Source organism: Pseudomonas sp. UBA5666 (assembly GCF_002420785.1).
GTDB classification, from domain to species: domain Bacteria; phylum Pseudomonadota; class Gammaproteobacteria; order Pseudomonadales; family Pseudomonadaceae; genus Aquipseudomonas; species Aquipseudomonas fulva.
The window spans coordinates 92,225-115,995 of sequence record NZ_DIIQ01000002.1 but is presented as its reverse complement, the minus strand read 5'-3'; the positions used below and the strand labels follow the sequence as shown (position 1 = coordinate 115,995).

Genomic DNA, 23,771 nt, shown 5'->3' with positions numbered 1-23,771 from the left:
AGCCCCTGATGACTGATTCACAAGATCTGCCGAACGCCGCCGACGGCGACGCCCGCCCGCACCGCCGCATCAAGAGCTTCGTGATGCGTGCCGGGCGCATGACCGAAGGCCAGCAGCGCGGCCTGGACCAGGGTGGGCCGCTGTACGTCCTGCCGCTGGCGGACAGCCCGGTCGACTATGACCAGGTCTTCGGCCGCTCGGCACCGCGCACGCTGGAAATCGGCTTCGGCATGGGTCACTCCCTGTTGGAAATGGCGGCCGCTGCACCTGAGCAGGACTTCATCGGTGTCGAGGTCCATCGCCCAGGCGTAGGAGCACTGCTCAACGGCGTGCTCACCCAAGGGCTGACCAACCTGCGGGTATATGACTGCGATGCCATCGAAGTGTTGAATCGTTGCGTGGCCGACGACAGCCTCGACCGCCTGATGCTGTTCTTCCCCGACCCTTGGCACAAGGCGCGTCACCACAAGCGTCGCATCGTCCAGCTGGAGTTCGCCGAGTTGGTCCGGCGCAAGCTCAAGCCAGGCGGCGTGTTCCACATGGCCACGGACTGGGAACCCTATGCCGAGTACATGCTGGAAGTGATGAATGCAGCCCCTGGCTATCGTAACCAGGCAGCGGACGGTACCTACGTGCCGCGCCCAAGCGAGCGGCCGATCACCAAGTTCGAACGCCGCGGCGAGCGCTTGGGCCATGGTGTGTGGGACCTGAAATTCGAAAAGACCGCGTGAGGCGATGAACCGTACGCTGTGCTGATAGACAAAAAACCGCCTCGAAAGGGCGGTTTTTTTTGGTTGCTGAGCCGCTAGGCGGCCTTACGCTGAAGCGTTGCGCATAAGGCGCCTGGACTGCTACAGCTTCAGCCGCGACGATCCGCTACCACACCGATCAGCGCCAAGACCACCAGCAGCACAGGCGCCAACGCATAGTTGTTGAACTGGCTCAGCCCCTTCAGGACCCAAGGTGTGGCGTAGATCAAGGCCGCGCCGCTGCCGATCATCACCAGCAATGCCATCAGCGGTACCCGCAGGGCCCCTGTCAGCCCTCCCAGGCGCTGTTCAGCCCAGGCCTTGATGTCCGTCCCGAACAGCACCAGCAGACAGCCTACCAACGCCAGAGAAATCTCCGACAAGTTGCTGCGGCTCCAGCGGGAAATCGTCGCGAGCAGGTCGAGTACCAAATCCATGGGTCATCCTTAGGTCAAGAAATACTGCAGCAAGTCATTGAGGAACAGTTGGCCCCTGGGCGTTGCCACCAGTCGATCCGGTTCGACCTGCAAAAGCCCTCTTTGTTCTGCAAGGCGACGGGCTTGGGCCAGCCGTGCGAGCGGCAATCCCGTGCGCTCGGTGAACAGCTGCGCTTCCACACCCTGGGTCAGGCGCAGCGCGTTCATCAGGAACTCGAAGGGCAATTCGTCATCGGGCAACTGTTTTTCGCCGGCCTTGAACGGCTTGGCCAGGTTCAGGTAGTCCTTGGGCAACCGGGTTTTCCAGGTGCGTACGATGCGCCCGTCGGCGTAGGTGAGCTTGCCATGGGCGCCGGCACCGATACCGATGAAGTCCCCGAAGCGCCAGTAGTTGAGGTTGTGGCGAGCAGCGCGCTCGGGCTGGGCGTAGGCAGACACCTCGTACTGGCCAAACCCGTTGGCCGCCATCAGGCCCTGGCCGGCCTCCTGAATGTCCCAGAGGATATCGTCCTCGGGCAGCTCGGGCGGCTGGTTCCAGAATACGGTGTTGGGTTCTACCGTCAGCTGATACCAGGACAGGTGCGTGGGCCCAAGCTCAATTGCATGACGCAGATCGCCCAGGGCGTCGTCCATCGTTTGGTCGGGCAAGCCGTGCATCAGGTCCATGTTGAAGTTGTCGAAGCCTGCGGCCCTTGCCATGCCAGCGGCGCGGATCGCTTCCTCGCCGTTGTGGATGCGGCCCAGTGCTTGCAGCTTGGCCGGTTGGAAACTCTGCACGCCAATGGACAGGCGGTTGATGCCGGTCTGGCGATAGGCCTTGAACTTGTCCTGTTCGAACGTTCCCGGGTTGGCTTCCAGGGTGATCTCGATGTCCGAAGCGAACGGGATGCGTTGCTCGACGCCGCGCAGCAACCGGCCCAGGGCATCGGCGCTGAACAGGCTGGGTGTGCCACCACCGAAGAAGATCGAGGTGATGACGCGGCCCTGGACTGCGGCCAGTTCCTGATCAAGGTCGGTCAGCAGCGCCGCCACGTAGGCCGTTTCGGGCAGTTCAGGCCCGGCGGCATGGGAATTGAAGTCGCAGTAGGGGCATTTGCGCACGCACCACGGGATATGGATGTACAACGCCAACGGCGGCGGCTGGCTGATGCCGGGTGCCTGGATGAGCGGCGACGTCAGGGTCATGCCAGGCCCAGACGTTGACGCAGCAGCGCCATGGCGCGGGCACGGTGGCTGATCTGGTTCTTGTCAGCCGGGGTCAGGTCGGCGCTTGAGCAATCACGTTCTGGCACCCAGAACAGCGGGTCGTAACCAAAACCATGTTCGCCGCTCGCCTTGAACAGGATGCTGCCCTGCCACAGGCCTTCGCACAGGATTGGCAGCGGATCATCGGCGTGACGCACCAGCGCCAAGACGCAGACGAACTGCGCAGTGCGCTCGGCCTGCGGCACGTTCTTCAGCGCGTCGAGCAACTTGGCGTTGTTGGCGGCATCGCCCTGGCCATCGGCATAACGCGCCGAGTAGATGCCCGGTGCACCGCCCAGGCAGTCCACGGCCAGACCAGAATCGTCCGCCAAGGCGGGGAGCCCGGAAATACGCGCGGCATTGCGGGCCTTCAAGATGGCGTTCTCGACGAACGACAGACCGGTTTCTTCCGGCTCGACCTGGCTGAATTCGCCGATCGATCGCAATTGCACGGATTGACCGAGCATCGCCTGCAGTTCCTTGAGTTTGCCGGCGTTATGGCTGGCCAATACGAGTTGCTGGAAATTCATCATTCGCCTGGGAAAACGTCCTGGTTGAAGCTGAAGGAGTGACTGACACCACCGGCTTGGACGCCTAGCTCGAAGACGACGGTCTCAGGTTGTTCGATCGTGAATTGGGCGACGTACGACGCGGTGCCGTGGTCGGTCACCTGCTTGAAGGCCAGGGGCTGCTTGCGCCCGGTGAGGTCCTTGACCGCGCCGCTGACCACGGCCGTAATCGGCTTGCCGTCTCTGAGTACGGTAAGGCTCAGCACGCCCTGGTGACGGCTGCGGACCAGCCCCGTGGCCGCTGCGACCTGCGGGGTGAGCATGCTCGAGGTGAACGCGCCGTAGTGCACCGTGATATCGCCAAATACTTCTTTGCGAGCAGCGCGTGCAGTATCGGCTGCCAGTACTGGCAACGCCAGACACAAGCCGATCAAAAGCAGGGCAAGGCGACGCATGGCGCAGATTCTCCTGGGTCAGACCGCGACTTGATGTGCCTGCAGGCCGGGGCTGCTGACGCGGTAGATACCGATTTCGCCAAGCAGGTTGGGCCACAGCCGGCCGCCCAGGCCGTTGCGGTGCATATGGTCCACCGCCAGCCGGTCCAGCACCTTGGCCTTGCGCTCGTGAACCAGCTCTTCGAAATCGGCGAAGGTGCAGAAGTGGATGTTGGGGGTGTTGTACCAGGTGTACGGCATGAAGTCCGAGACGGGCATGCGGCCTTTGGTCGCGAGGTACCACCGGCAGCGCCAGTGACCGAAGTTGGGGAAGGTGATGATGCACTGGCGACCGACGCGCAGCATTTCGTCCAGGATGCGGTCGGGGTACTCCACCGCCTGCAAGGCCTGGGTCATGATCACCACGTCGAAACTGTCGCTGGCGAAATTGCCCAGGCCTTTGTCCAGGTCCTGCTCGATGACGTTCACGCCCTTGGCCACGCAGGCGGCGATGTTGTCCCCGTCGATCTCCAGGCCGTAGCCGGTGACCTGCTTGCGGTCGCGCAGCGAAGCCAGCAGCTCGCCGGTACCACAGCCCAGGTCCAGTACCCGGCTGCCGGCGGGAATCCAGTCGTGGATGATTTCCAGATCGGCTCTCATGCTGTCCTCAGATGGCAATGCGGTTCATGTAGTTCGAGAAACCCTGCATGTAGCGAGGCGTGGGAATCAGGAAGGCATCGTGGCCGTAGGGCGAGTCGATTTCCAGGTAGCAGACGTCCTTGCGCGCCGCCATCAAGGCATCGACGATTTCCCGCGAACGGGCCGGCGAGAAGCGCCAGTCGGTAGTGAACGACATGATGCAGTAGCTGGCCTTGACGTGGGCCAGGGTCGCGGCCAGATCGCCGTTGTGAGCCGCAGCCGGGTCGAAGTAGTCCAGGGCCTTGGTCATCAGCAGGTACGTGTTGGCATCGAAGCGCCCGGAGAATTCTTCGCCTTGATAGCGCAGGTAGCTTTCGACCTGGAATTCCACGCTGTGGAAGTCGTAGTTGAGCTTGTCACTCTTGAGCTCGCGGCCGAATTTCTCACCCATCGAGTCATCCGACAGGTAGGTGATATGCCCGACCATGCGTGCCAGCATCAGGCCCCGCTTGGGAATGACGCCCTGGTCCTGGAACGAGCCGCCATGAAACTCGGGGTCGGTGAGAATGGCCTGGCGCGCCACCTCGTTGAATGCGATGTTCTGCGCGGACAGCTTGGGCGCCGAGGCGATATCGACACAATGGCGCACGCGTTCGGGGTAGCTGATGGTCCACTGCAGCGCCTGCATGCCGCCTAAGCTACCACCCACCACGGCTGCCCACTGCGCGATGCCCAGGCGCTCTGCCAGGCGGACCTGGCTGTGAACCCAGTCTTCGACGGTCAGGATCGGGAAGTCGGCGCCATAGGCCTTGCCAGTGGCCGGGTTGATGCTGCTCGGCCCGGTGCTGCCATTGCAGCCACCCAGGTTGTTCAGGCTGACCACGAAGAAGCGATTGGTGTCGATGGGCTTGCCTGGGCCGATGCAGCTGTCCCACCAACCCGGCTTGCGGTCAGTGGCAGCGTGGTAACCCGCGGCATGGTGATGCCCTGACAGGGCATGGCAAATCAGTACCGCATTGCTCGCGCTGGCGTTCAGCGTGCCATAGGTCTCGTAGACCAGCTCATAGCGGTTCAGTGAACGGCCGCAGGCCAGAGCCAGCGGCTCGTCGAACCGGGCGGTCTGGGGTATGACCAGACCGACGGAATCTTCGGGAAAGACAGTGGACATCGACCCTGCTCACGCTTGACGGAGGCGTAAGTCTAAAGAGCACCACCCCCAGCGGCAAGCGAAGGCTTGTCGCCGGGGTGCTGTCGGGTCAGATCATCCGCCACAGCTCTTGCGGCATGCCAGCGTAGGCGGCCAATGGCGGCATGACGAACGACTGGATGACCTGGATGGCCAGGAACGCGAAGATCGGCGAAATATCCAAGCCCCCAAGGTTCGGCACGATACGGCGGAACGGCGCCAGCACCGGCTCGCTGATCTGATACGCAAGCTCGGCCGCCGGGTTGTGGCTGTTGGGCGCTATCCAGGAAACGATCACCATGACGATCATGGCCACCCAGAAGATTTTCAGGAACAGCGAGGTGATACCGATGATGGCCCACAACAGCAGGTGCAGCACATCACCGAAGGTACCGTAGGTCACCATCAGCACGAACCCCATCAGCAAGGCCTGTATGACCACGGCCAACAGAAGCGACGAGGTATCCAGCCCGGCGATGCTGGGTACGATTCGGCGGATCGGCTTGAGCAGCGGCTGGGTCGCGCGCACCGTGAACTGGCTGAGCGGGTTGTAGAAGTTGGCCTTGACCAGTTGCAGCACAAAGCGCAGCAGGACGATCACCAGGTACAGGCTGACCAGGGTTTGCACCACGAAGATCGCGGCGCCGGACAGTGCATTCATCTGAAACTCCTTATTTGCCCAGTTGCTCGGCCAGCTCTGCAGAGCGCGTGGCTGCAGCCCGCAGCGCCTGCTCCACGATGGCCTCGAAGCCACTGGCCTGGAACGATTTGATGGCGGCTTCGGTGGTGCCGGCAGGTGAGGTCACGCGGCGGCGCAATTCGGCGGCATCCACATCGCTGGCAACCGCCATGCGGGCGGCGCCCAGCGCCGTGTGCAAGGTCAACTCGGTGGCGGTCTCACGGGGCAGGCCGAGTTTTTCGCCAGCCGCCGTCATGGCCTCGATCAGCAGGAAGAAATACGCAGGGCCGCTACCGGAGACGGCGGTCACTGCATCCAGTTGTTGTTCCTGTTCGAGCCAGAGCGCCGTCCCTACCGCCGACAACAGTCGCTCGGCCTGCTGGCGTTGCTCGGCCGTGACTTCGGCTGTGGCGTACAGGCCACTGACACCCTGGCGCAGCAGCGACGGCGTGTTCGGCATGCAACGCACCACTGGGCGGCTGCCCACCCAGCTCTGCAGGCTGGCGCAGGTGATACCTGCAGCGATGGACACGATCAACTGGCCGTCCTTCAGGTCGGCGCGCAAGGCCTGGCACACGGTCTTCATCACCTGCGGCTTGACCGCCAGCACGATCACATCGGCGCCTTCGATGGCCTGTGCGTTGTGCTCGAAGGTTTCGATGCCCTGTTCGGCCTGAAGGCGGGTACGGGTTTCGGCACCGGGGTCGCTGGCGCGGATGTGCGACGCCTCCACGCCCTGGGCACGCAGACCACCGATCAGGCTTGCGGCCATGTTGCCGGCGCCGATAAAGGCAATACGTGTCTTGCTCATGTCAGGTCCTTGTTAGGAAAAGTGAGTTAAGCATGTCATCAAGCGTTGCCGTAGTCGCGGGCACCAAACAGGGCGGTGCCGATACGGACCCAGGTCGCGCCTTGAGCAATTGCAGCTTCCAGGTCATGGCTCATGCCCATGGACAGGGTGTCCAGGCCCAGCCCTAGCGCGTCCTGTAGCTGACGCAACTGGGCGAAGGCGGCTTCCTGGTCGTTGCGATCATCGGTAGGTTCGGGGATTGCCATCAGCCCCCGCAAACGCAGGTTAGGCAGGGCAGCCACGGCCGTCACCAGGGCGGGCAGTTGCGCGGGTGCGCAACCGGCCTTGCTGGCTTCACCGCTGACGTTCACCTGCAGGCAGATGTTGAGCGGCGCCAGGCCAGCTGGGCGCTGTTCTGAAAGGCGTTGGGCGATTTTTAGGCGATCCACGGAGTGCACCCAGTCGAAATGCTCGGCAATGGCCTTGGTCTTGTTCGACTGAATTGGGCCAATGAAGTGCCAGGTCAGAGGCAGGTCGATGAGTTGCTGTTGTTTCGTCAGCGCCTCTTGTAGGTAGTTTTCCCCGAAATCATGCACGCCCGCGGCATGGAGTTCGCGTATGGCGGCGGCCGGCTTGGTTTTGCTGACAGCCAGCAGCCGGACGTCGGCGGGATCACGCCCGGCAGCCTGGGCGCCCCGCGTGATGCGGTCGCGAATCGAGGAAAGGTTGTCTGCTAGGGTGGACATAGATCGACGCCGGCAACTGAAGGTTCGCCGCATTTTACCTGGTTGAAGGCAGATGGGGAGTCTCATGGAGGTGACAGACCTGCTGGCGCTTGCCTTGAAGGCAGGTGCCAGTGACATGCACCTGGCTGCAGGTCAGGCACCGGCGATGCGCGTGCATGGCGTGCTGCAACGCCTGCCGGTACCGATGGCAACGCCGGATGAATTGATGCGAAGCATGGAATCGTTGCTCGATGCCGACCCGTATCGACAGTGGGCTGCCGGTCACGACCTGGACGTGGCACTGGAGCTCCCCGCGCTCGGGCGGTTTCGCGTGAACCTGTTCAGGCAGATGAACGGCCCCGCGCTCACTGTCCGCTTGATCCCCGCGCGCATCGCCTGCGCTGAGGCGCTTGGCCTGGGCGAGATCGTCCGAACCACTGGCCGATACCGTGACGGTCTGGTCCTCATAGGCGGGCCGACGGGCAGTGGCAAGACGAGCACATTGGCAGCCCTGCTCGATCAGATGGGCCGCGAGCGTGCGCTGCACATCGTCACCCTCGAGGATCCGATCGAGGTCGTCCATGCCAGCCATCAAGGTGTGGTCAACCAGCGCGAAATCGGCCGCGATTGCTGCAGCTTTGCTCAAGGCCTGCGCAGCGCATTGCGCCAGGACCCCGACGTGATCGTGCTGGGCGAGTTGAGGGACCTGGAGACCATTCGTCTTGCACTGCGTGCCGCCGAAACGGGTCATCTGGTACTGGCAACCGTTCATACACGGTCAGCGGTGAACAGTGTCGACCGGGTGGTGGAGGTATTCCCAGCGCAGGAAAAGCCTTGGGTGCGCGCGATGCTGGCGGACTCGCTGCGAGTGGTTGTGGCGCAAGTGCTGGTCGGCCGGCGGGGCGGGGGCAGGGTCGCGGCGCGAGAAGTGCTGGTGGTGAACGATGCGGCCCGCAACCTGATCCGCGAAGGGCGCATGGCCCAGCTTCATTCGGTGATGCAGACCGGCGCGGCAGAGGGCATGCAAACCCTGGCCGGGGCCATGAAGCAACTTCAAGCGGGCGGGCTGCTCGCCGAGTGATGCAACCCGTGCCGCCGCCCATTACCCAAGGTGGGCAAGTGAGCGGCGGCGCACGAGATTGGGATGAGGTTCGATTAGCGCTTGGCCAGGCTTAGCTGTTGCTTTTCCTTGGGCAGTACACGTTTGGCGACCACGTAGTGTTTCTGCCAGTAGGGCTTGCTCAGGTTATCGATGCTCACCCGCTTGCCGCGACGCGGCGCATGAATGAAGCGGTCATTGCCCAGGTAGATGGCAACATGGTTGACGCGGCGGCTCTTGATGTTGAAGAAGATCAGGTCGCCTGGCTTGAGGTCGCCCTTGGCGACCTTGGTGCCGTGACCGCTGGCCATGGCGCTGGAGGTGCGAGGCAGGTTGACCTCGGCCACGTCGTTGAAGGCGTAGCGAACCAGGCCGCTGCAATCGAACCCTTTTTTCGGGCTGGTGCCGCCCCAAACATAAGGGGTGCCGAGCATGTTAACGGCACGGTCGAGCACAGCGCTGCTTTGCTTGCTCGACGCGGCTGCCACCGTCTTGCCACGCGTGGTGCTGGCAGCGTTGCCAGGACGGGCGTGCAGGGTGGTCTGCTTGATGGGCGTGCGCTTTACCGAAGCGTTGGTGGTGTAGCCGGTAAAGCCGTTGGGAAGACGTTGCTCACGGTTGGTGGCGTGGGCGGCCAGGGGCAATAGTAGGCAGAGGGTCAGCCATGTCTTGATCAAAGGCGGCATAGATGAAGCTCTTATGAATAGTTGTGTGTTGGGCGCGCAACTTTATAACAGCTTTTTGTTCAAATTCTGATCCGTTGGTCGATTCTCGCTTACCATCCGTCGGCCTTGGCGGAAAAAGTCACAACTTTTTTTAGAAAATTTAATCAGCAACCCACGAGGGCCATGCATGAACACTTATCAACAGGGCGCGCCCTTCCATGACACCCACAGCAAGGTGATCGGCTATTTGCTGTGGATCTTCGGCTTCACCGGCTCGCACCGTTTCTACTACGGCAAGCCCATCACCGGGACAATCTGGTTCTTCACCTTCGGGCTGCTGGGCATTGGCTGGCTCATCGACCTGTTCCTGATCCCGGCCATGGACCGCGAAGCCGACCTGCGTTTCCACTCTGGCCGAATCGACTACAACATCGCCTGGATACTACTGACGTTCCTGGGCATCTTCGGCCTGCACCGCCTTTACCAAGGCAAGTGGATCACCGCCATCATCTATTTCTGCACGGGCGGGTTGTTCCTGGTGGGCGTCTTGTACGACTTCTGGACATTGAACGGGCAGGTGTCCGAGCGCAATGCCGGCCAGCGCTGACCGTCAGACCCTCTGGCGCGGCCTGGACAGGCCGCGCCAACCGCGCTGCACCAAGGCTATTGGCGGGTCTGACGCTGTTGCAGCAGCAGGTTACTGAAGCCTGCGCCTGCCAGTTGCTTCTGGGCCACGGTCAACTGCTCGCGGTTGCTGAACGGCCCGACCAGTACCCGGTACCAGGTTTCGTCCTTCACCGTACCGGACTCAACTTTCACGCTCTGCCCCAGCAGGATGATCTGCGCGCGCACCTTGTCCGCATCGGCCTGCTTGCGGAATGAGCCTGCCTGCAGGAAGAACTGTGTGGTTGCCGCCGGCTTGATCACCGGAGGGGCAGGCGGTGGCGTCTGGCCCAGCAATGCAGCCTGGGCGCGTGCGGTGTCGATCTTGGCGGCCTCTGCCGGGGTCACTGGGGTGACGGGCTGGGCTGGCACAGGTGGCGTTTTCTCGGGCACGGCCTCAGGCGGCACGATGACTTCCGACTCCGGCAGCAAGGTGTAGAAATCGTACTTGGGCTTTACCGGCTGTTGCGGTGTGGCCTGGGTCGACTTCCCGGCTTCGACCGTCTTTTCGGTTTTCTGCTGCTCGGGCTTGGTGCGCTTGATATCGCCGCCACCGGGTTCGAGCTTCATCAGGAACACGATGAACGCACCGATGGTCAGGCCGACTGCAAGCCATACCCAGCCGGGCATGGGCTGCTTGGCGGGCGCCGTCTGGCGACTGGCGCCACGTTTGGGAGCAGGTTTCTTCTTGGCAGCCACCTTACATGCGCTCCAGGGTTTCCAGGCCGAGCAGTTGCAGACCTTGCTTGAGGGTGCGCCCGGTCAGGGCTGCCAGACGCAGGCGGCTTTGTTGCTGCTCGGGCGTCTCGGCAGCCAGGATCGGGCAATTTTCGTAGAAGCTGGAGAACAGGCCTGCCAGGTCGTACAGGTAGCTGCACAAGACGTGCGGCGTACCCTTGTCGGCTACGTTATTGAGAATTTCTCCAAACTGGGCCAGGCGCGCGGCCAGGTCCTGCTCATGAGGCGCTTGCAGCACGATAGTGCCTTCGACTTCGTCAAAGCCCTTGCCCAGCTTGCGGAACACACCGGCCACGCGGGTGTAGGCGTAAAGCAGGTAGGGGGCAGTGTTGCCTTCGAAGTTGAGCATCAGCTCGAAGTTGAAGCTGTAGTCGCTGGTACGGTGCTTGGACAGGTCGGCATATTTCACCGCACCAATGCCCACCACCTCGCCGATGCGACGCAGGTCCTCTTCGGGCAGGCCTGGGTTTTTTTCCTTCACCAGCGCATACGCACGGTCCTTGGCTTCGTTGAGCAGGTCGATCAACTTGACCGTGCCGCCGTCACGCGTCTTGAACGGGCGACCGTCGGCGCCGTTCATGGTGCCGAAGCCCATGTGCTCCATCTGCATGGGGTGGCCCAGGAAGCCGGCGCGGCGAGCGACCTCGAACACCTGGTTGAAGTGCAGCGCCTGGCGTTGGTCGACGAAATACAGGGCGCGATCTGCCTTGAGTACGTTGCTGCGGTAGCGCACCGCGGCAAGGTCCGTGGTTGCGTACAGGTAGCCACCATCGGCCTTCTGCACGATCACGGGGAGCGGTTCGCCCTCGCTGTTCTTGAATTCTTCCAGGAACACGCACTGAGCACCCTGGTCTTCGACCAGCAGGCCTTTGGCCTTGAGTTCGGCAACGACATTGGCCAGGTCATCGTTGTAGGCGCTTTCGCCCATCACGTCGGCCATGGTCAGCTTGACGTTGAGCAGTTCGTAGGTCTTCTGGCAGTGCGACAGCGAGATGTCCTTGAACCGTGTCCACAAGGCCAGGCAGTCCGGGTCGCCCGCCTGCAGCTTGACCACCAGCCCCCGCGCGCGCGTGGCGAAGGCTTCGGATTCGTCGAAGCGCTTCTTGGCCGCACGGTAGAAGTTTTCCAGGTCGGAGAGTTCGTCGCTGGTGATCGGGTTCTCTTCAAGGTAGGCCAGCAGCATGCCGAACTGGGTACCCCAGTCGCCTACATGGTTCTGGCGGATCACCTGGTCACCCAGGAACTCCAGCACCCGCGCCACGCTGTCGCCGATGATGGTCGAGCGCAGGTGGCCGACGTGCATTTCCTTGGCCAGGTTGGGCGCCGACAGGTCGACCACCACTGTCTGCGCTGGGCCAGCCTTGCGCGCGCCAAGCCGGGGATCGTCAAGCGCTGCGTCCAGGCGGGCCGCCAACGCGGCGGTGTTCTGGAAGAAGTTCAGAAAGCCCGGACCTGCGATCTCGACCTTGCTGATGTCGGCGCTGGCCGGCAGGGCCTGGATCAGTTTTTCGGCCAGGTCACGTGGCTTCATGCCGGCCGGCTTGGCCAGCATCATGGCAATGTTGCTGGCGAAATCGCCGTGCGTCTTGTCCCTGGCGTTTTCCACCTGGATCGCCGGCGACAGCCCGTCAGGCAACACACCGTCGTTGACGAGTTGGGTGAGGGCTTGCTGGATCAGCTGGCGAATGGTGTCTTTCATAGGAATCTCTTTTCGACCGCAAGCGCGGCGGGCGCCTGGATGCGCTGGTGGAAAAACTGAGCATTATCCGTGGCTGGGCGCGCGTTGCCAACCTTGGCAGGCATGTGCCCAGGCATGGAGCCGTCTGAAAACCGCCGTTGGGCCCGCCCGCAGCCTTGCCGTTCGCGGCTTGGCGCTTGAAACCGCCCTCAGTAAAGATCCACCGGGTCGACGTCTACCGACCAGCGCACCTGGCGCCCGCTCGGCAGTTGCTCCAGCACCAGCAGCCAGGCGCTGATGAGGCGGTGCAAGGGCGCGCGGGTGCTGGCCTGCAGCAGCAACTGAGCGCGAAAACGCCCGGCTCGGCGCTCCATGGGGGCGGGTACCGGGCCAAGCAGCTCGATGCCGGGCAGGTGCTGCTGCGCCATCAGGCGCTCGGCTGCCGTGCAGGCTTCATCCAGAAACGCCTCGGCCTGCCCCGGCTTGTGCGCTTCGGCGCGCAACAGGGCCAAGTGCGAAAAAGGCGGCAAACCGGCGGCGCGGCGTTCGTCGAGCGCCTGCTTGGCAAAGGCAAAATAGCCCTGCTCGGTCAGTTGAACCAGCAGAGGGTGGTCAGCCAGGTGCGTCTGGATGATGACCTTGCCGGGTTCTTCCGCCCGTCCTGCACGGCCTGCGACCTGCACGATCAGCTGGGCCATGCGTTCACTGGCGCGGAAGTCACCGGAAAACAGACCGCCATCGGCATCGAGAATGGCAACCAGCGTCACCCGGGGGAAGTGGTGCCCTTTGGCGAGCATCTGCGTGCCGACCAGCAGGCTTGGCTGGCCGCGCTGAATGGTTGTGAACAGTTGGTGCATCGCGTCCTTGCGCGAAGTGCTGTCGCGGTCCACGCGCAGCACGGGATAGTCCGGGAACAACACCTTCAGGCGCTCTTCGGCGCGCTCGGTGCCGGCCCCGACAGGGCGCAGGTCCACGTGCTTGCATTGAGGGCAGTGATGCGGCAGCCGCTCGTCGTAGCCGCAGTGGTGGCAACGCAGCACGCCGGAGCGCTGGTGAACCGTCATGCGCGCATCGCACCGCGGGCATTCGGACAGCCAGCCGCAATCGTGGCACAGCAGGGTTGGGGCGAAGCCACGGCGATTGAGGAACACCAGTACCTGTTGTCCCGCCTCCAGGGTCTGGCCAATGGCCTGCTGCAAGGGGCCGCTGATGCCGCTGTCCAGCGGCAGGCTTTTCACGTCCAGGCGCAACATGCGTGGTGCGCGTGCACCGCCTGCGCGTTGGGTCATGTGCAGCAGGCGGTAGCGGCCGCTCACTGCGTTGTGCAGGGTTTCCAGGGACGGGGTGGCCGAGCCAAGCACGATCGGCACGTTCTCCTGGTGCGCGCGCACCAGCGCCAGATCCCTGGCGTGGTAGCGCAAGCCCTCCTGCTGTTTATAGGAGCCGTCGTGTTCCTCGTCGATGATGATCAGGCCTGGGTTCTTCATTGGCGTGAACAACGCCGAGCGGGTGCCGATGATGATGTCTGCCTCGCCGTCACGCGCAGCCAACCAGGCATCGAGGCGCTCACGGTCGCTGACGTTCGAGTGCACGAGGGCAATGCGGGCGTTGAAGCGCTGCTCGAAACGCGCCAGTGTCTGTGGCCCCAGGTTGATCTCCGGGATCAGTACCAGGGCCTGCTTGCCTGCCTCGAGCGTTTCGCGGATCAGTTGCAGGTAAACCTCGGTCTTGCCGCTTCCTGTGACGCCCGCCAGCAGAAAAGCGCCAAACTGCCCGAAGCCGCTGAGCACGGCATCGAAGGCATCACGCTGTTCTTCGTTCAGTGGCAACTCCGACTGCGCCAGCCAGTGCTCACGCCGTTCTGCCGGGCGTTGGCGGCGTATTTCCACGCACACCAGCTCTTTGGCCAGCAGCAGATCAAGGCTGTCCTTGTTGAGGTTGAGCTTCGACAGCACGCTGTGGGCCACCCCATGTGGGTGCTGAGCCAGGGTCTTGAGCGCATCACGCTGGCGAGGGGCGCGTGCGATGCGTGGGTCTTCAAGGCGAGCGCCCGGCGCTGCATGCCAGAAACGTTCCTGGCGCATCTCGGCAGGTTCACCCTGACGCAGCAGGGTAGGAAGCGCCCAGCTCAAGGTGTCGCCCAGGCTGTGCTGATAGTACTGGGCGGTCCATAGGCACAGCTTGAACAGCGACGCCGGAATGGGCGATACCGGGTCGAGCAGGGCGCTGGCTGGCTTGAGTTTGTCAGCCGGCACCTCGCTTTCGGCACACACTTCTACCAGAACACCGATCATCTCGCGCCGCCCGAACGGTACGCGCAGGCGCATGCCTGGCACCCATGTCTGGTTCGCCATGCCGACCGGCGCCTTGTAGTCGAACAGGCGGCGCAGCGGGGAGGGCAGGGCAAGGCGCAGGATGACGTCGGGCACGCTAATGGTCTCGGGGGGCGTTTCAGAACTGGCGAGCCTAGCAGACGACGGTCGGTACAAGCGACAACTTGCGCTGGCGCCATGCTCTGGTATTATTTGCCGCCTAATTACGTGCGGTATTCAACAATTGGTGTTGGATGGCGGCACGCAGCTCGAGGAAGTGACCATGAAAGCTGATATCCATCCGAACTACGAAGCAGTTGCTGTCACCTGCAGCTGCGGCAACAAATTCGAAACCCGTTCGACCCTGGGCGATACCCTGTCGATCGACGTTTGCAACCTGTGCCACCCTTTCTACACCGGTAAGCAGAAAGTCCTGGACACCGGCGGCCGCGTACAGAAGTTCGCCGATCGCTTTGGCATGTTCGGTGCCAAGAAAGGCTGATGCGCATGGCGAACCCTTCGGGTTTCGCAGCGTTGCAGAAAAAAGCGCCCCTTGTGGGCGCTTTTTTTATGCTCGCTTGTGGGGTATCCCAGGCGCAGGCTTTCTGCCCGGCGCCGTCACGTGCTCAATGGGTGGCCGTACGGCATGTGGTCGATGGTGACACCGTGCGCTTGGTCGATGGCCGCAGTGTGCGTCTGATCGGGATCAATGCCCCCGAAATCGGCCGCAAGGGACAAGCGGATGAGCCTCTTGCCCAGGCTGCCCGCAAACGCCTGCAAGCATTGATCAAAGCCAGTGACGGGCGCGTTGGCTTGGTACGCGGCAAGGAGGGCAAAGATCGGTACGGTCGCAGCCTGGCCCACTTGTACAGCCGTGAAGGGCATAATCTTGAGGCGCAGCTGCTCAGCGAAGGGCTTGCATACCGTATTGCCATTGGACCCAATACTGAGCTGAGCGGTTGCCAGCAGCGCGCCGAGTCAGTCGCGCGCCGGGCGGCTGTCGGTGTGTGGAAACGCTCACCGGTGATGCCTGCCCATGCCGTGCGTAAACCAGGTTTTGCGCTGGTGTCAGGCCGCGTCACCGCCATCGAACGCAGTCGTACGGGGGTTCGATTGACCCTCGACAGCGCCATGACGCTGCACATACCCGCTCGTCTGCGCCGTGCATTGCCCGCGGGTTTCTTCGATAACCTCAAAGGGCAAAAGGTCGAGGCCAGGGGTTGGATTCGCAGCCATTCACGTAAAGTGCCCTACGCGCCGGGTCAGCGACGCTGGCAGATGACCCTTACAGACGTCAGCATGCTCGACCGCCTGCAAAGATAAAAGATGTAGACATTTCTACACCAGATTGTACACACTGAAGCCTGCATGCCCCGTGGGTTGTAGCATAAAGTCTTAGGCTAGAGGCCTTGACACGAGTGACCGGCCAGTCTTGTGACGGCTGGACTCTTTGCGTATCCTCGGCGGTCCGTCAGAACAGCCAATAGCGGAATGCCCAACATGTCAGACCTGAAAACCGCCGCTCTCGAATATCACGCTCACCCTCGCCCAGGGAAACTGAGCGTCGAGCTCTCCAAGCCCACCGCCACCGCCCGTGACCTCGCCCTGGCCTACAGCCCAGGTGTGGCAGAGCCTGTGCGCGAGATCGGTCGTGATCCGGAGCTGGCCTACAAGTACACCGGCAAAGGCAACCTGGTTGCAGTGATTTCCGATGGTACTGCCATTCTCGGTCTTGGCGATCTGGGTCCGCTGGCGTCCAAGCCTGTCATGGAAGGCAAGGGTGTTCTGTTCAAGCGTTTCGCCGGTATCGACGTGTTCGACATCGAAGTCGAGTCCGAGAGCCCGCAGGCCTTCATCGATACCGTGCGCCGTATTTCGATCACCTTCGGTGGCATCAACCTCGAAGACATCAAGGCGCCAGAGTGCTTCGAGATCGAACGCACCCTGATCGAGCAGTGCGACATTCCGGTCTTCCACGATGACCAGCACGGCACCGCCATCGTAACGGCCGCCGGTATGATCAACGCCTTGGAAATCGCCGGCAAAACCCTCGAAGACGCCAAGATCGTCTGCCTGGGCGCAGGTGCAGCGGCCATTTCCTGCATGAAGCTGCTGGTCAGCATGGGTGCGAAGGTCGAGAACATCTTCATGATCGACCGCAGCGGCGTCATCCACGCTGGCCGTGACGACCTGAACCAGTACAAGGCGCAGTTCGCGCACGCCACCGACAAGCGTACGCTGGCCGATGCCCTTGAAGGCGCTGACGTGTTCGTGGGCCTGTCCGGTCCAAACCTGTTGAGCGCTGAAGGCTTGAAGTCGATGGCCGCCAACCCGATCGTGTTTGCCTGCTCGAACCCCGATCCTGAGATCGCCCCTGAGTTGGCCCACGCCACGCGCGACGACGTGATCATGGCGACGGGTCGTTCCGACTATCCGAACCAGGTCAACAACGTGCTGGGCTTCCCGTTCATCTTCCGCGGCGCGCTGGACGTTCGAGCCAAGCGTATCAACGAAGAAATGAAAATCGCCGCTGCCATCGCGCTGAAAGACCTGGCCAAGCAGCCGGTTCCCAAGGAAGTATGCGAAGCCTACGGCGTGGACGGCCTGGAATTCGGTCGTGAGTACATCATTCCCAAGCCGCTGGATGCACGCCTGATCACTGTCGTCTCCGACGCCGTGGCCAAGGCTGCTATCGAGTCGGGCGTCGCTACGCTGCCGTACCCGAAGCATTACCCGCTCAAGAACGTTGATGACGTGTTCAACGGCTGATCGTCGTTCTGCACCAACAAACCCGGCCGTCGTGGCCTGATGCTGTTTACGTAGGGCCGCGAAGCGGCCTCAACGATGTCAAGACAGTATCAGGCCATGACTGCCGGGTTTTTTCATGGCTGTAGAACAAAGGGGCAGCGGGAATTCGCCGGCATCGAGCCGTAATGCCAGGGCCGCCTTGCAGCCCTGTCAGGGTACCGGTCAGGTATCAGAAGAGATCCATTGGCGTTGCTTCATCGGCTGGAAGCGGGCTACCTGGTGCAGTCCCGTTACCCAGTTCGTCCACCGACGGTGGCGAGTCCTCTGCCTTGAACAGCTCGAAATAGGCATTGGGCGTGCTTGCCGAGGCAGCACGGCCACTGACGGGATCGACCCGCAGGCTCAGGATGCCTTCAGGCTGCGCGGGCGGGTGCTCAGGCCGGCCTTGGAGGGCCGGGCCCATGAAGCCCATCCAGATCGGCAGTGCGGCAGTGCCACCGTATTCCCGACGACCCAGGGTTTCGGGCTGATCGAAACCAACCCACACCGTGGTCACGTAATCGGCGTTGTAGCCCGAGAACCAGGCATCCTTGGATTCGTTGGTGGTACCGGTTTTGCCCGCTAGGTCGGTGCGCCCCAGTGCCAGCGCTCGGCGGCCCGTACCGCGCTTGATGACGTCCTGCAGCATGCTGGTGAGGATATAGGTGGTACGGCCGTCGATGATGCGCTCGGCCACTGCCGGGGCTTGTGGTGCGGGCGCCTGATCGAGCGAAGTGGAGGGCTCACCCGGCACTTGCCCAGTGCTGATGGGCTGCTCGGGAGCGGCCAGCCCGGCATTGTCTTCCGAACCTTGAGGAACGCGCGGCGGATTGGCCGTGAACAGCGTCTCGCCATTGCGGCTCTCGATACGGTCGATCAGGTACGGCGAGATCTTGTAGCCGCCATTGGCGAACGTACTCCAGCCGGTGGCGATCTCCATCGGCGTCAGTGTGGCGGTGCCTAGTGCCAGCGACAGGTTGCGTGGCAGGTCCTGCTTGTTGAAACCGAACTTGGCGATGTAGTCGATGGTGCGGTCGATGCCCATGGCCTGCAGCAGCCGGATCGAAACCAGGTTGCGCGACTTGTACAGGGCTTCGCGCATGCGAATCGGGCCGAGGAACGTATTGGTATCGTTCTTGGGGCGCCAGACCTTGTCCACCGATTCGTCGACGAACACGATGGGTGCGTCGTTGACCAGGCTGGAGGCGGTGTAGCCGCTGTCGAGCGCTGCGCTGTAGATGAAAGGCTTGAAACTCGAACCGGGCTGGCGCTTGGCCTGCATGGCACGGTTATAGTTGCTCTGCTCGAACGAGAAACCGCCGACCAGTGCGCGGATGGCGCCGCTGGTAGGGTCCAGGGTGACGAGCGCGCTCTGGGCGCTGGGCACCTGGCTGAATTTGAACGACCCGTCATCCAGCCGCTGCAGGCGCACCAGGTCGCCGACTTGGGCAACGTCTGCCGGCGACTGGGGCGCACGGCCTTGGGCATTGGTGTTGATGAACGGGCGCGCCCACTTCATCGTGTCCCAGGCTACGGTTTGTTCCTTGCCATTGCGGGTCAACACCTGAAGGCCGGTCTTCTCGACGCGGGTAACGATGGCTGGTTCCAGCCCCCCCAGTGTGCGCTGCCTGGCCAGTTCGTGAGTCCAGGCTGCCACGGTACGCCCTGGGAAGCGTGCTTCGGGACCGCGGTAGCCATGGCGTTGGTCGTAGTCGGTCAACCCTTTGAGGACCGCCTTGTTGGCGATTTCCTGGGTGTCGCTAGGCACGGTGGTGGTCACGCGCAAGCCTTCGGTGTAGGCGTCGCTGCCGTAGCGGCCGACCATTTCGGCACGGGCCATTTCGGCGACGAAGGGCGCATTCACCTCAGGGGTGGGCACGTGATAGCGGGCGTTCAGCGGCTCGGCCAGGGCGGCCTGGTAGCTTGCCTCGTCGATCTTGCCGAGCTTGTACATGCGGCCCAGGATCCAGTCACGGCGCTCCTTGGCGCGGACCGGGTTGGCCAGCGGGTTGAAGCGTGACGGCGCCTTGGGCAGGCCCGCGATCATCGCCATCTGCGCCAGGCTCACGTCACGGATCGACTTGCCATAGTAAACCTGGGCGGCGGCATCGATGCCGTACGCACGGTTGCCCAGGTAGATCTTGTTCACGTACAGCTCGAGAATTTCGTCCTTGGTCAGCTCGCGCTCGATCTGCAGTGCCAGCAGGATCTCGTTGGTCTTGCGCGAGAAACTGCGTTCGCTGGTCAGGAAGAAGTTCTTCGCCACCTGCATGGTGATGGTGCTGCCGCCGGTCTGGATGTGTCCGGTCTTGACCAGCTGTGTGGCCGCGCGCATCAGGCTGCTGGGGTCGACGCCATAGTGGTTGAGGAAATTGTCGTCCTCGGCCGACAGAAGTGCCTGAATGAACTGTGGCGGAATCTCCGAGAAGCGGATCGGGGAGCGGCGCATTTCGCCAAATTCCGCGATCAGCTTGCCGTCGCTGCTGAACACCTTGAGGGGGATCTGCAACTGGATGCTTCTGAGCGAATCGACCGAAGGCAGGTTGGGGCTAAGATACAGAAACGCGCCGCTCACACCGAGTACGAGCGCGCAGATGGCTGCGACGGAAGACCACCAGAAGAACTTAAGCAGACGTATCAAGGCTTTTCGGTGTCCAGGTTGTGAATGGGTTGCACGCAGGCCCGGCGGGCCGGAAAACGCCGGGCATTATAAGCATTTTTCGCCACGCCGGGGTTACCGCCCGGGCTGCTCGTCGTCTGGCGGCGGCCAGGTCCAGGGGGTGCCCCAGGCTGCATCGAGCGTAAGGGAGGCCGCGATGCTTGGACGCTTCAGCAAGGATGCCGGTTCATTTACAGGGATTGAAATCGTCGAGAATGCGGTGCGGGTGGTTCAGTTGCGCAAGCGCAAGCGGCGCTTTGAGGTGCTTTGCCAGGCACAGGAACCCTATCAGCAGCCAGCCGACACCACCTGGATGGTTCAGCCAGCACATGCTGCAGCGGCGCTGCGCCGTGCCTTCGAGCGTCACGGTGTATGCCCGCATCGAGTGGCCATGGCGTTGGCAGCCGACCAGGTGATCTGCAAGCCGTGCCGCGTGCCGCGTCAGGCGTGCGAGGAGCAGATCGAAGCGCAGTTGCTCGCCGAAGCCGAGCGGCTACTGCCTTTTGCGCTGGATGACCTGGCCATGGATTTCCATGTGCTGGGTCCCTGCTCTGATGAGCCGAACAGTGTCGACGTGATGGTGGCGGCTTGCCGGCAGAGCACGCTGGCACTGGTGCAATCGGTGGCGAGGCACGCGGGGCTGCAACTGGAAGCCGTCGAGGTCGATACGATTGCCCTTACCCGGCTGTTACCGCCTGCCTGTTCGGATCAATCCGCCGTGTTGCGGATCGATCTGCAAAACATCGCCCTGCATCGTTGGCAGCGCCAAGGCGTCTGCCAACGATGGGCGTGGACGTCGACTGAACCCATGTTGTCGGGTGAGCTGCCAGAGCAGGTCGTCTTGGCGCTCGTGTCGCAGGGCCTGCCGGCGGACCTGTGGGTGTCCAGCGGCGCCTGCATGACCCCTCGGCACCTGCACGCGATGAGCGAACGGCTCAACGTGCGTTGCCGGCCGTTACCCGCACCCGGCGGGCTCGAGTGTCTCGGTGGCCCCATGCTGCTTGCCAGCACGCTGGCGGCAGGTGGGTTACGGGCATGATCAGGTTCAACCTGCTTCCTTGGCGCGAGCGGCAGCGGCAAGCGGCCATTCGGCGCTTTCGCAACCAGCTGTTGGCAAGCGCCTTGGCGGCCCTGTGCGCCGTGACGATGGTCGATCAGCTGGCGCGTCAACGGGCCCAGTTACAGACGACCGATAACAGGCAGCGTGCGGCGGCATTGGCGGCCCTGAATGAGCCGACAGCGTCGAGGGCGCAGCTGCAGTACCAGTACGCCACGTCGTCGAGTCAGCTTGCCCGGTTTGAGACGCTGCGCGCTGAACAGCGCATCCTGGAGGGGCTGTTCACGGACCTTGAGCGCGCCCTGCCGACCACTGTGCAGTTATTGGGCCTGCAACTCGAAGCCAGCCACCTGCAGATTACGGGCCTCGCTCCCTCTGGCGCAGTGATCGCCCAGTTCATGCGGGACCTGGGTCGCTCTGGCATGTTGATCGACCTGCAACTCAAGCACATCAAAAGCCTGCCCCGTGCCGATCAGTTCCTGCTGACGGCACGCGTCGCTGCGTCCTGGTCATGAAACTGCAGGCGCACTTGGATCGAGCGGCGCTGCTCGGGCAGTCCGTGCGGGCCAAGCGCATGGCGCCAGTGCTGCTGGCCGTTTGCCTGTTCGCCTTGGGCTGCGCGATACGCCTGCCCGCAGCGCTGCAGCAAATGGACCAGGAGCAGGCCAAGTCCCAGGCACTGGATGAGCAGCAATCGGCTTTGAATGGAGAACGCGCAACGCTCGACAGCCTGCGCGCCTCGGTGGCAGGGGCTGAGCAACGCCTGCAGGTGGCCCTGTGGAACATGGCCGCCGGCCAGGACATGAGCGACCTGGTGGACCACATCTCGGCGTTGGGCCGTGCCCACGGCTTGCTCATCGAGCTGCTGCGGGTGCAAGAGGCGCAACCCCATGGTGAGTACCAACAGGTGCCGCTGGAGCTGCGGGTCAAAGGCGAGTATGCCGGCGTGCGGCAATGGTTATTGGAGTGGCTTGGCCAGGCTCGGCTGCTGCGCACTGGCGACATGAGCCTGGAGCCTGTCACCGGGCAGCCTGGCATGGTGCAGCTACGGCTGCAGGTCGATGCCTTTCAGGCAACTGTCCCGACGCTGCAACCACAGACATTGGCCCAGCTGCCGGCAAGCGTGCCCGCGGCGGCACCACAGGTCGATCCGTTCAGGCCGCAGCAGGGCCGGCTGCCTGATCGCGGGCTGGCAAGCGTGCCGCTGTCCCAGGTGCGCATGGTTGGCAGCCTGTCACGGGCACAGGCTAACGAAGCGCTATTAATGGCGGCCGGTAAGGTTCATCGGGTGCGGCTGGGCGACCGGGTCGGGCGCGATCAAGGGGTCGTTACGCATATCGATTCGGTTCAAGTGGAAATCCGCGAACACTGGTTCATGGACGGTGCATGGCACGAGCGCGTTGCGTTTATCTCTATGGCAACACCTGTGGGCAAGGAGGCCCTGGTCCTGGATGAGCAAGACATGGAAATGGCTATTGGCAACCCTGCTGCTGCCGTTGACGGCAATGGCGGCCCCTTACCAGGGTGAGCGGCTGTCACTGAATTTTCAGGATGTCGAGGTACGCGCCGTGCTGCAGGTGCTTGCCGATCATGCCGGCATCAACCTGGTCGCCAGCGACGACGTACAAGGGAGCGTCACCTTGCGACTGGAAGATGTGCCTTGGGATCAAGCGATCGACCTGGTATTGCGCAGCAAGGGCCTGGGTCGACGCCACGAAGGCAACGTGCTGCTGATCGCACCGCTTTCTACCCTGAGCGCGCAGTCGTTCGAGGGCACCTCGAACCCACTCGACACGCAATCACAACCCATGCGTCGGGAACTGATGCGTATCCACTACGCCAAGGCCGCCGATTTGTCCGAGCTGTTACTGGCGAGCATGTCTGAGGACGGCATTCTTGCCGGCAGGGGCAGCCTGGGCGTGGATGAGCGCACCAACACGCTGGTGGTCCACCAGCCGGCGAATCGACTCGCCGAGATTCGGCAACTGATCGCCCAATTGGATGTGCCCGTGCGTCAGGTAGCGATCGAGGCCCGTATCGTGGAGGCCAACGTCGACTACCAGAAAGGCCTGGGGGTGAGATGGGGCGGCGACCTGTACAGCGCCGCACCGAGAGCGGGCAAGGACCTGTTCGTTGACCTGGGCGTCGAGCGGGGCGGCAGCAGCCTTGGCGTTGGTCTGTTGCGCGGCGACGTGCTCCTTGACCTTGAGCTCAGTGCCATGGAAAAGAGCGGTGAGGGCGAGATCATCTCCCAGCCCAAGGTAGTGACCGCCGACAAGGAGACGGCGCGGATACTCAAAGGTACCGAGGTGCCTTACCAGCAGTCCAACAAGAATGGCGCGACAACCGTGTCGTTTCGCGAAGCCTCGCTTTCACTGGAGGTGACGCCGCAGATCACGCCGGATGACAGTGTCGTCATGACCGTGAGAGTGACCAAGGACGAACCTGACTACGTCAATGCCCTCAATGACGTCCCGCCCATTCGCAAGAACGAGGTCAATGCCAAGGTCAGGGTCGAGAACGGGCAGACTATCGTGATCGGTGGCGTCTACTCCACCACGCAAAACAATGTAGTGGACAAGGTGCCATTTTTTGGCGATCTGCCGTATGTTGGACGGCTGTTTCGACGCGATGTACTACAAGAGAAAAAATCCGAGCTGCTGGTCTTCCTGACTCCGCGTATCATGAGTGACCAGACGATTGCTGTGAGTCGTTGATTC

24 protein-coding genes are annotated in these 23,771 nt (G+C 62.7%); 10 read left to right on the top strand and 14 right to left on the bottom strand.

The genetic code is table 11. The features are described from left to right. The first annotated feature begins 8 nt into the window (after nt 1-8). Nucleotides 9-731: a tRNA (guanosine(46)-N7)-methyltransferase TrmB gene (gene trmB / locus B2Y33_RS00725; RefSeq protein WP_028686691.1), complete on the top strand. Its 723-nt coding sequence runs from the start codon at nt 9-11 to the stop codon at nt 729-731. Nucleotides 732-859: 128 nt separating this feature from the next. Here trmB and B2Y33_RS00720 read toward each other — a convergent pair whose 3' ends face one another. From B2Y33_RS00720 to B2Y33_RS00680, 9 genes are all read right to left on the bottom strand, one after another. Next, nucleotides 860-1,186, bottom strand: coding sequence for a DUF3392 domain-containing protein (locus B2Y33_RS00720; protein ID WP_023532330.1), 327 nt, complete (start codon nt 1,184-1,186; stop codon nt 860-862). Between the two features lie 9 nt (nt 1,187-1,195). After that, a complete protein-coding gene (gene hemW / locus B2Y33_RS00715; RefSeq protein ID WP_206405117.1) occupies nt 1,196-2,371 on the bottom strand; it encodes a radical SAM family heme chaperone HemW in 1,176 nt (391 codons plus the stop codon). After that, the gene (gene rdgB, locus B2Y33_RS00710; protein ID WP_027913496.1) at nt 2,368-2,964 is read right to left on the bottom strand and encodes an RdgB/HAM1 family non-canonical purine NTP pyrophosphatase; all 597 of its coding nucleotides are present in this window, start codon (nt 2,962-2,964) and stop codon (nt 2,368-2,370) included. The genes hemW and rdgB overlap by 4 nt, the downstream gene beginning before the upstream one ends. After that, nucleotides 2,961-3,395, bottom strand: a complete 435-nt coding sequence (locus tag B2Y33_RS00705; RefSeq protein WP_027913497.1) for a DUF4426 domain-containing protein — start codon at nt 3,393-3,395, stop codon at nt 2,961-2,963. The genes rdgB and B2Y33_RS00705 overlap by 4 nt, the downstream gene beginning before the upstream one ends. Before the next feature lie 18 nt (nt 3,396-3,413). Next, on the bottom strand, nt 3,414-4,034 hold the full coding sequence (metW, locus tag B2Y33_RS00700) for a methionine biosynthesis protein MetW (protein WP_023532733.1): 621 nt from the start codon (nt 4,032-4,034) through the stop codon (nt 3,414-3,416). 7 nt (nt 4,035-4,041) lie between these two features. Continuing rightward, complete coding sequence (metX, locus tag B2Y33_RS00695) at nt 4,042-5,181, bottom strand: homoserine O-succinyltransferase MetX (RefSeq protein ID WP_028686690.1); 1,140 nt, start codon at nt 5,179-5,181, stop codon at nt 4,042-4,044. 88 nt (nt 5,182-5,269) lie between these two features. Then, on the bottom strand, nt 5,270-5,860 hold the full coding sequence (locus B2Y33_RS00690; RefSeq protein ID WP_023532686.1) for a YggT family protein: 591 nt from the start codon (nt 5,858-5,860) through the stop codon (nt 5,270-5,272). 10 nt (nt 5,861-5,870) lie between these two features. Continuing rightward, nucleotides 5,871-6,689, bottom strand: a complete 819-nt coding sequence (proC, locus tag B2Y33_RS00685; protein ID WP_145278913.1) for a pyrroline-5-carboxylate reductase — start codon at nt 6,687-6,689, stop codon at nt 5,871-5,873. A gap of 38 nt (nt 6,690-6,727) precedes the next feature. Next, nucleotides 6,728-7,414, bottom strand: a complete 687-nt coding sequence (locus B2Y33_RS00680; protein ID WP_027913500.1) for a YggS family pyridoxal phosphate-dependent enzyme — start codon at nt 7,412-7,414, stop codon at nt 6,728-6,730. Between the two features lie 64 nt (nt 7,415-7,478). On the opposite strand from B2Y33_RS00680, the gene B2Y33_RS00675 reads away from it, so the two are divergent. Further along, entirely contained in the window at nt 7,479-8,474 is a 996-nt protein-coding gene (locus tag B2Y33_RS00675; protein ID WP_027913501.1) for a type IV pilus twitching motility protein PilT, read from the top strand. A gap of 74 nt (nt 8,475-8,548) precedes the next feature. Here B2Y33_RS00675 and B2Y33_RS00670 read toward each other — a convergent pair whose 3' ends face one another. Then, nucleotides 8,549-9,178, bottom strand: coding sequence for a C40 family peptidase (locus tag B2Y33_RS00670; RefSeq protein ID WP_027913502.1), 630 nt, complete (start codon nt 9,176-9,178; stop codon nt 8,549-8,551). 166 nt (nt 9,179-9,344) lie between these two features. On the opposite strand from B2Y33_RS00670, the gene B2Y33_RS00665 reads away from it, so the two are divergent. Beyond that, the gene (locus B2Y33_RS00665; protein WP_023532338.1) at nt 9,345-9,764 is read left to right on the top strand and encodes an NINE protein; all 420 of its coding nucleotides are present in this window, start codon (nt 9,345-9,347) and stop codon (nt 9,762-9,764) included. Nucleotides 9,765-9,820: 56 nt separating this feature from the next. Here the strand turns inward: B2Y33_RS00665 and B2Y33_RS00660 are convergent, their stop codons facing one another. The 3 genes from B2Y33_RS00660 to B2Y33_RS00650 all read right to left on the bottom strand — a co-directional run bounded on the left by B2Y33_RS00660 (nt 9,821) and on the right by B2Y33_RS00650 (nt 14,665). Further along, nucleotides 9,821-10,519 carry an SPOR domain-containing protein gene (locus B2Y33_RS00660; RefSeq protein ID WP_023532748.1) on the bottom strand — a complete coding sequence of 233 codons (699 nt, stop codon included), beginning with the start codon at nt 10,517-10,519 and terminating at the stop codon, nt 9,821-9,823. A gap of 1 nt (nt 10,520) precedes the next feature. Then, nucleotides 10,521-12,257, bottom strand: a complete 1,737-nt coding sequence (argS, locus tag B2Y33_RS00655; RefSeq protein ID WP_027913503.1) for an arginine--tRNA ligase — start codon at nt 12,255-12,257, stop codon at nt 10,521-10,523. Between the two features lie 188 nt (nt 12,258-12,445). After that, nucleotides 12,446-14,665, bottom strand: coding sequence for a primosomal protein N' (locus B2Y33_RS00650; protein WP_059183556.1), 2,220 nt, complete (start codon nt 14,663-14,665; stop codon nt 12,446-12,448). A gap of 166 nt (nt 14,666-14,831) precedes the next feature. Here B2Y33_RS00650 and rpmE point away from each other — a divergent pair, with 166 nt between their 5' ends. The 3 genes from rpmE to B2Y33_RS00635 all read left to right on the top strand — a co-directional run bounded on the left by rpmE (nt 14,832) and on the right by B2Y33_RS00635 (nt 17,317). Beyond that, nucleotides 14,832-15,050 carry a 50S ribosomal protein L31 gene (gene rpmE, locus B2Y33_RS00645; RefSeq protein ID WP_023532368.1) on the top strand — a complete coding sequence of 73 codons (219 nt, stop codon included), beginning with the start codon at nt 14,832-14,834 and terminating at the stop codon, nt 15,048-15,050. Continuing rightward, complete coding sequence (locus tag B2Y33_RS00640) at nt 15,050-15,871, top strand: thermonuclease family protein (RefSeq protein ID WP_206405119.1); 822 nt, start codon at nt 15,050-15,052, stop codon at nt 15,869-15,871. Before rpmE ends, B2Y33_RS00640 begins: the two co-directional genes overlap by 1 nt. 177 nt (nt 15,872-16,048) lie before the next feature. Beyond that, on the top strand, nt 16,049-17,317 hold the full coding sequence (locus B2Y33_RS00635; RefSeq protein WP_023532374.1) for a malic enzyme-like NAD(P)-binding protein: 1,269 nt from the start codon (nt 16,049-16,051) through the stop codon (nt 17,315-17,317). A gap of 208 nt (nt 17,318-17,525) precedes the next feature. Here B2Y33_RS00635 and B2Y33_RS00630 read toward each other — a convergent pair whose 3' ends face one another. Beyond that, nucleotides 17,526-19,976 carry a penicillin-binding protein 1A gene (locus tag B2Y33_RS00630; protein ID WP_027913506.1) on the bottom strand — a complete coding sequence of 817 codons (2,451 nt, stop codon included), beginning with the start codon at nt 19,974-19,976 and terminating at the stop codon, nt 17,526-17,528. 175 nt (nt 19,977-20,151) lie between these two features. On the opposite strand from B2Y33_RS00630, the gene pilM reads away from it, so the two are divergent. From pilM to B2Y33_RS00610, 4 genes are read left to right on the top strand one after another with little or no spacing between them, the layout of a single operon-like run. Beyond that, a complete protein-coding gene (pilM, locus tag B2Y33_RS00625) occupies nt 20,152-21,033 on the top strand; it encodes a type IV pilus biogenesis protein PilM (protein ID WP_027913507.1) in 882 nt (293 codons plus the stop codon). Then, on the top strand, nt 21,030-21,566 hold the full coding sequence (locus tag B2Y33_RS00620; RefSeq protein WP_206405120.1) for a PilN domain-containing protein: 537 nt from the start codon (nt 21,030-21,032) through the stop codon (nt 21,564-21,566). The genes pilM and B2Y33_RS00620 overlap by 4 nt, the downstream gene beginning before the upstream one ends. Further along, on the top strand, nt 21,563-22,579 hold the full coding sequence (locus tag B2Y33_RS00615) for a pilus assembly protein PilP (RefSeq protein ID WP_033694882.1): 1,017 nt from the start codon (nt 21,563-21,565) through the stop codon (nt 22,577-22,579). Before B2Y33_RS00620 ends, B2Y33_RS00615 begins: the two co-directional genes overlap by 4 nt. Then, the gene (locus B2Y33_RS00610; RefSeq protein ID WP_050587290.1) at nt 22,503-23,768 is read left to right on the top strand and encodes a type IV pilus secretin PilQ; all 1,266 of its coding nucleotides are present in this window, start codon (nt 22,503-22,505) and stop codon (nt 23,766-23,768) included. The genes B2Y33_RS00615 and B2Y33_RS00610 overlap by 77 nt, the downstream gene beginning before the upstream one ends. Nucleotides 23,769-23,771 lie beyond the last annotated feature (3 nt).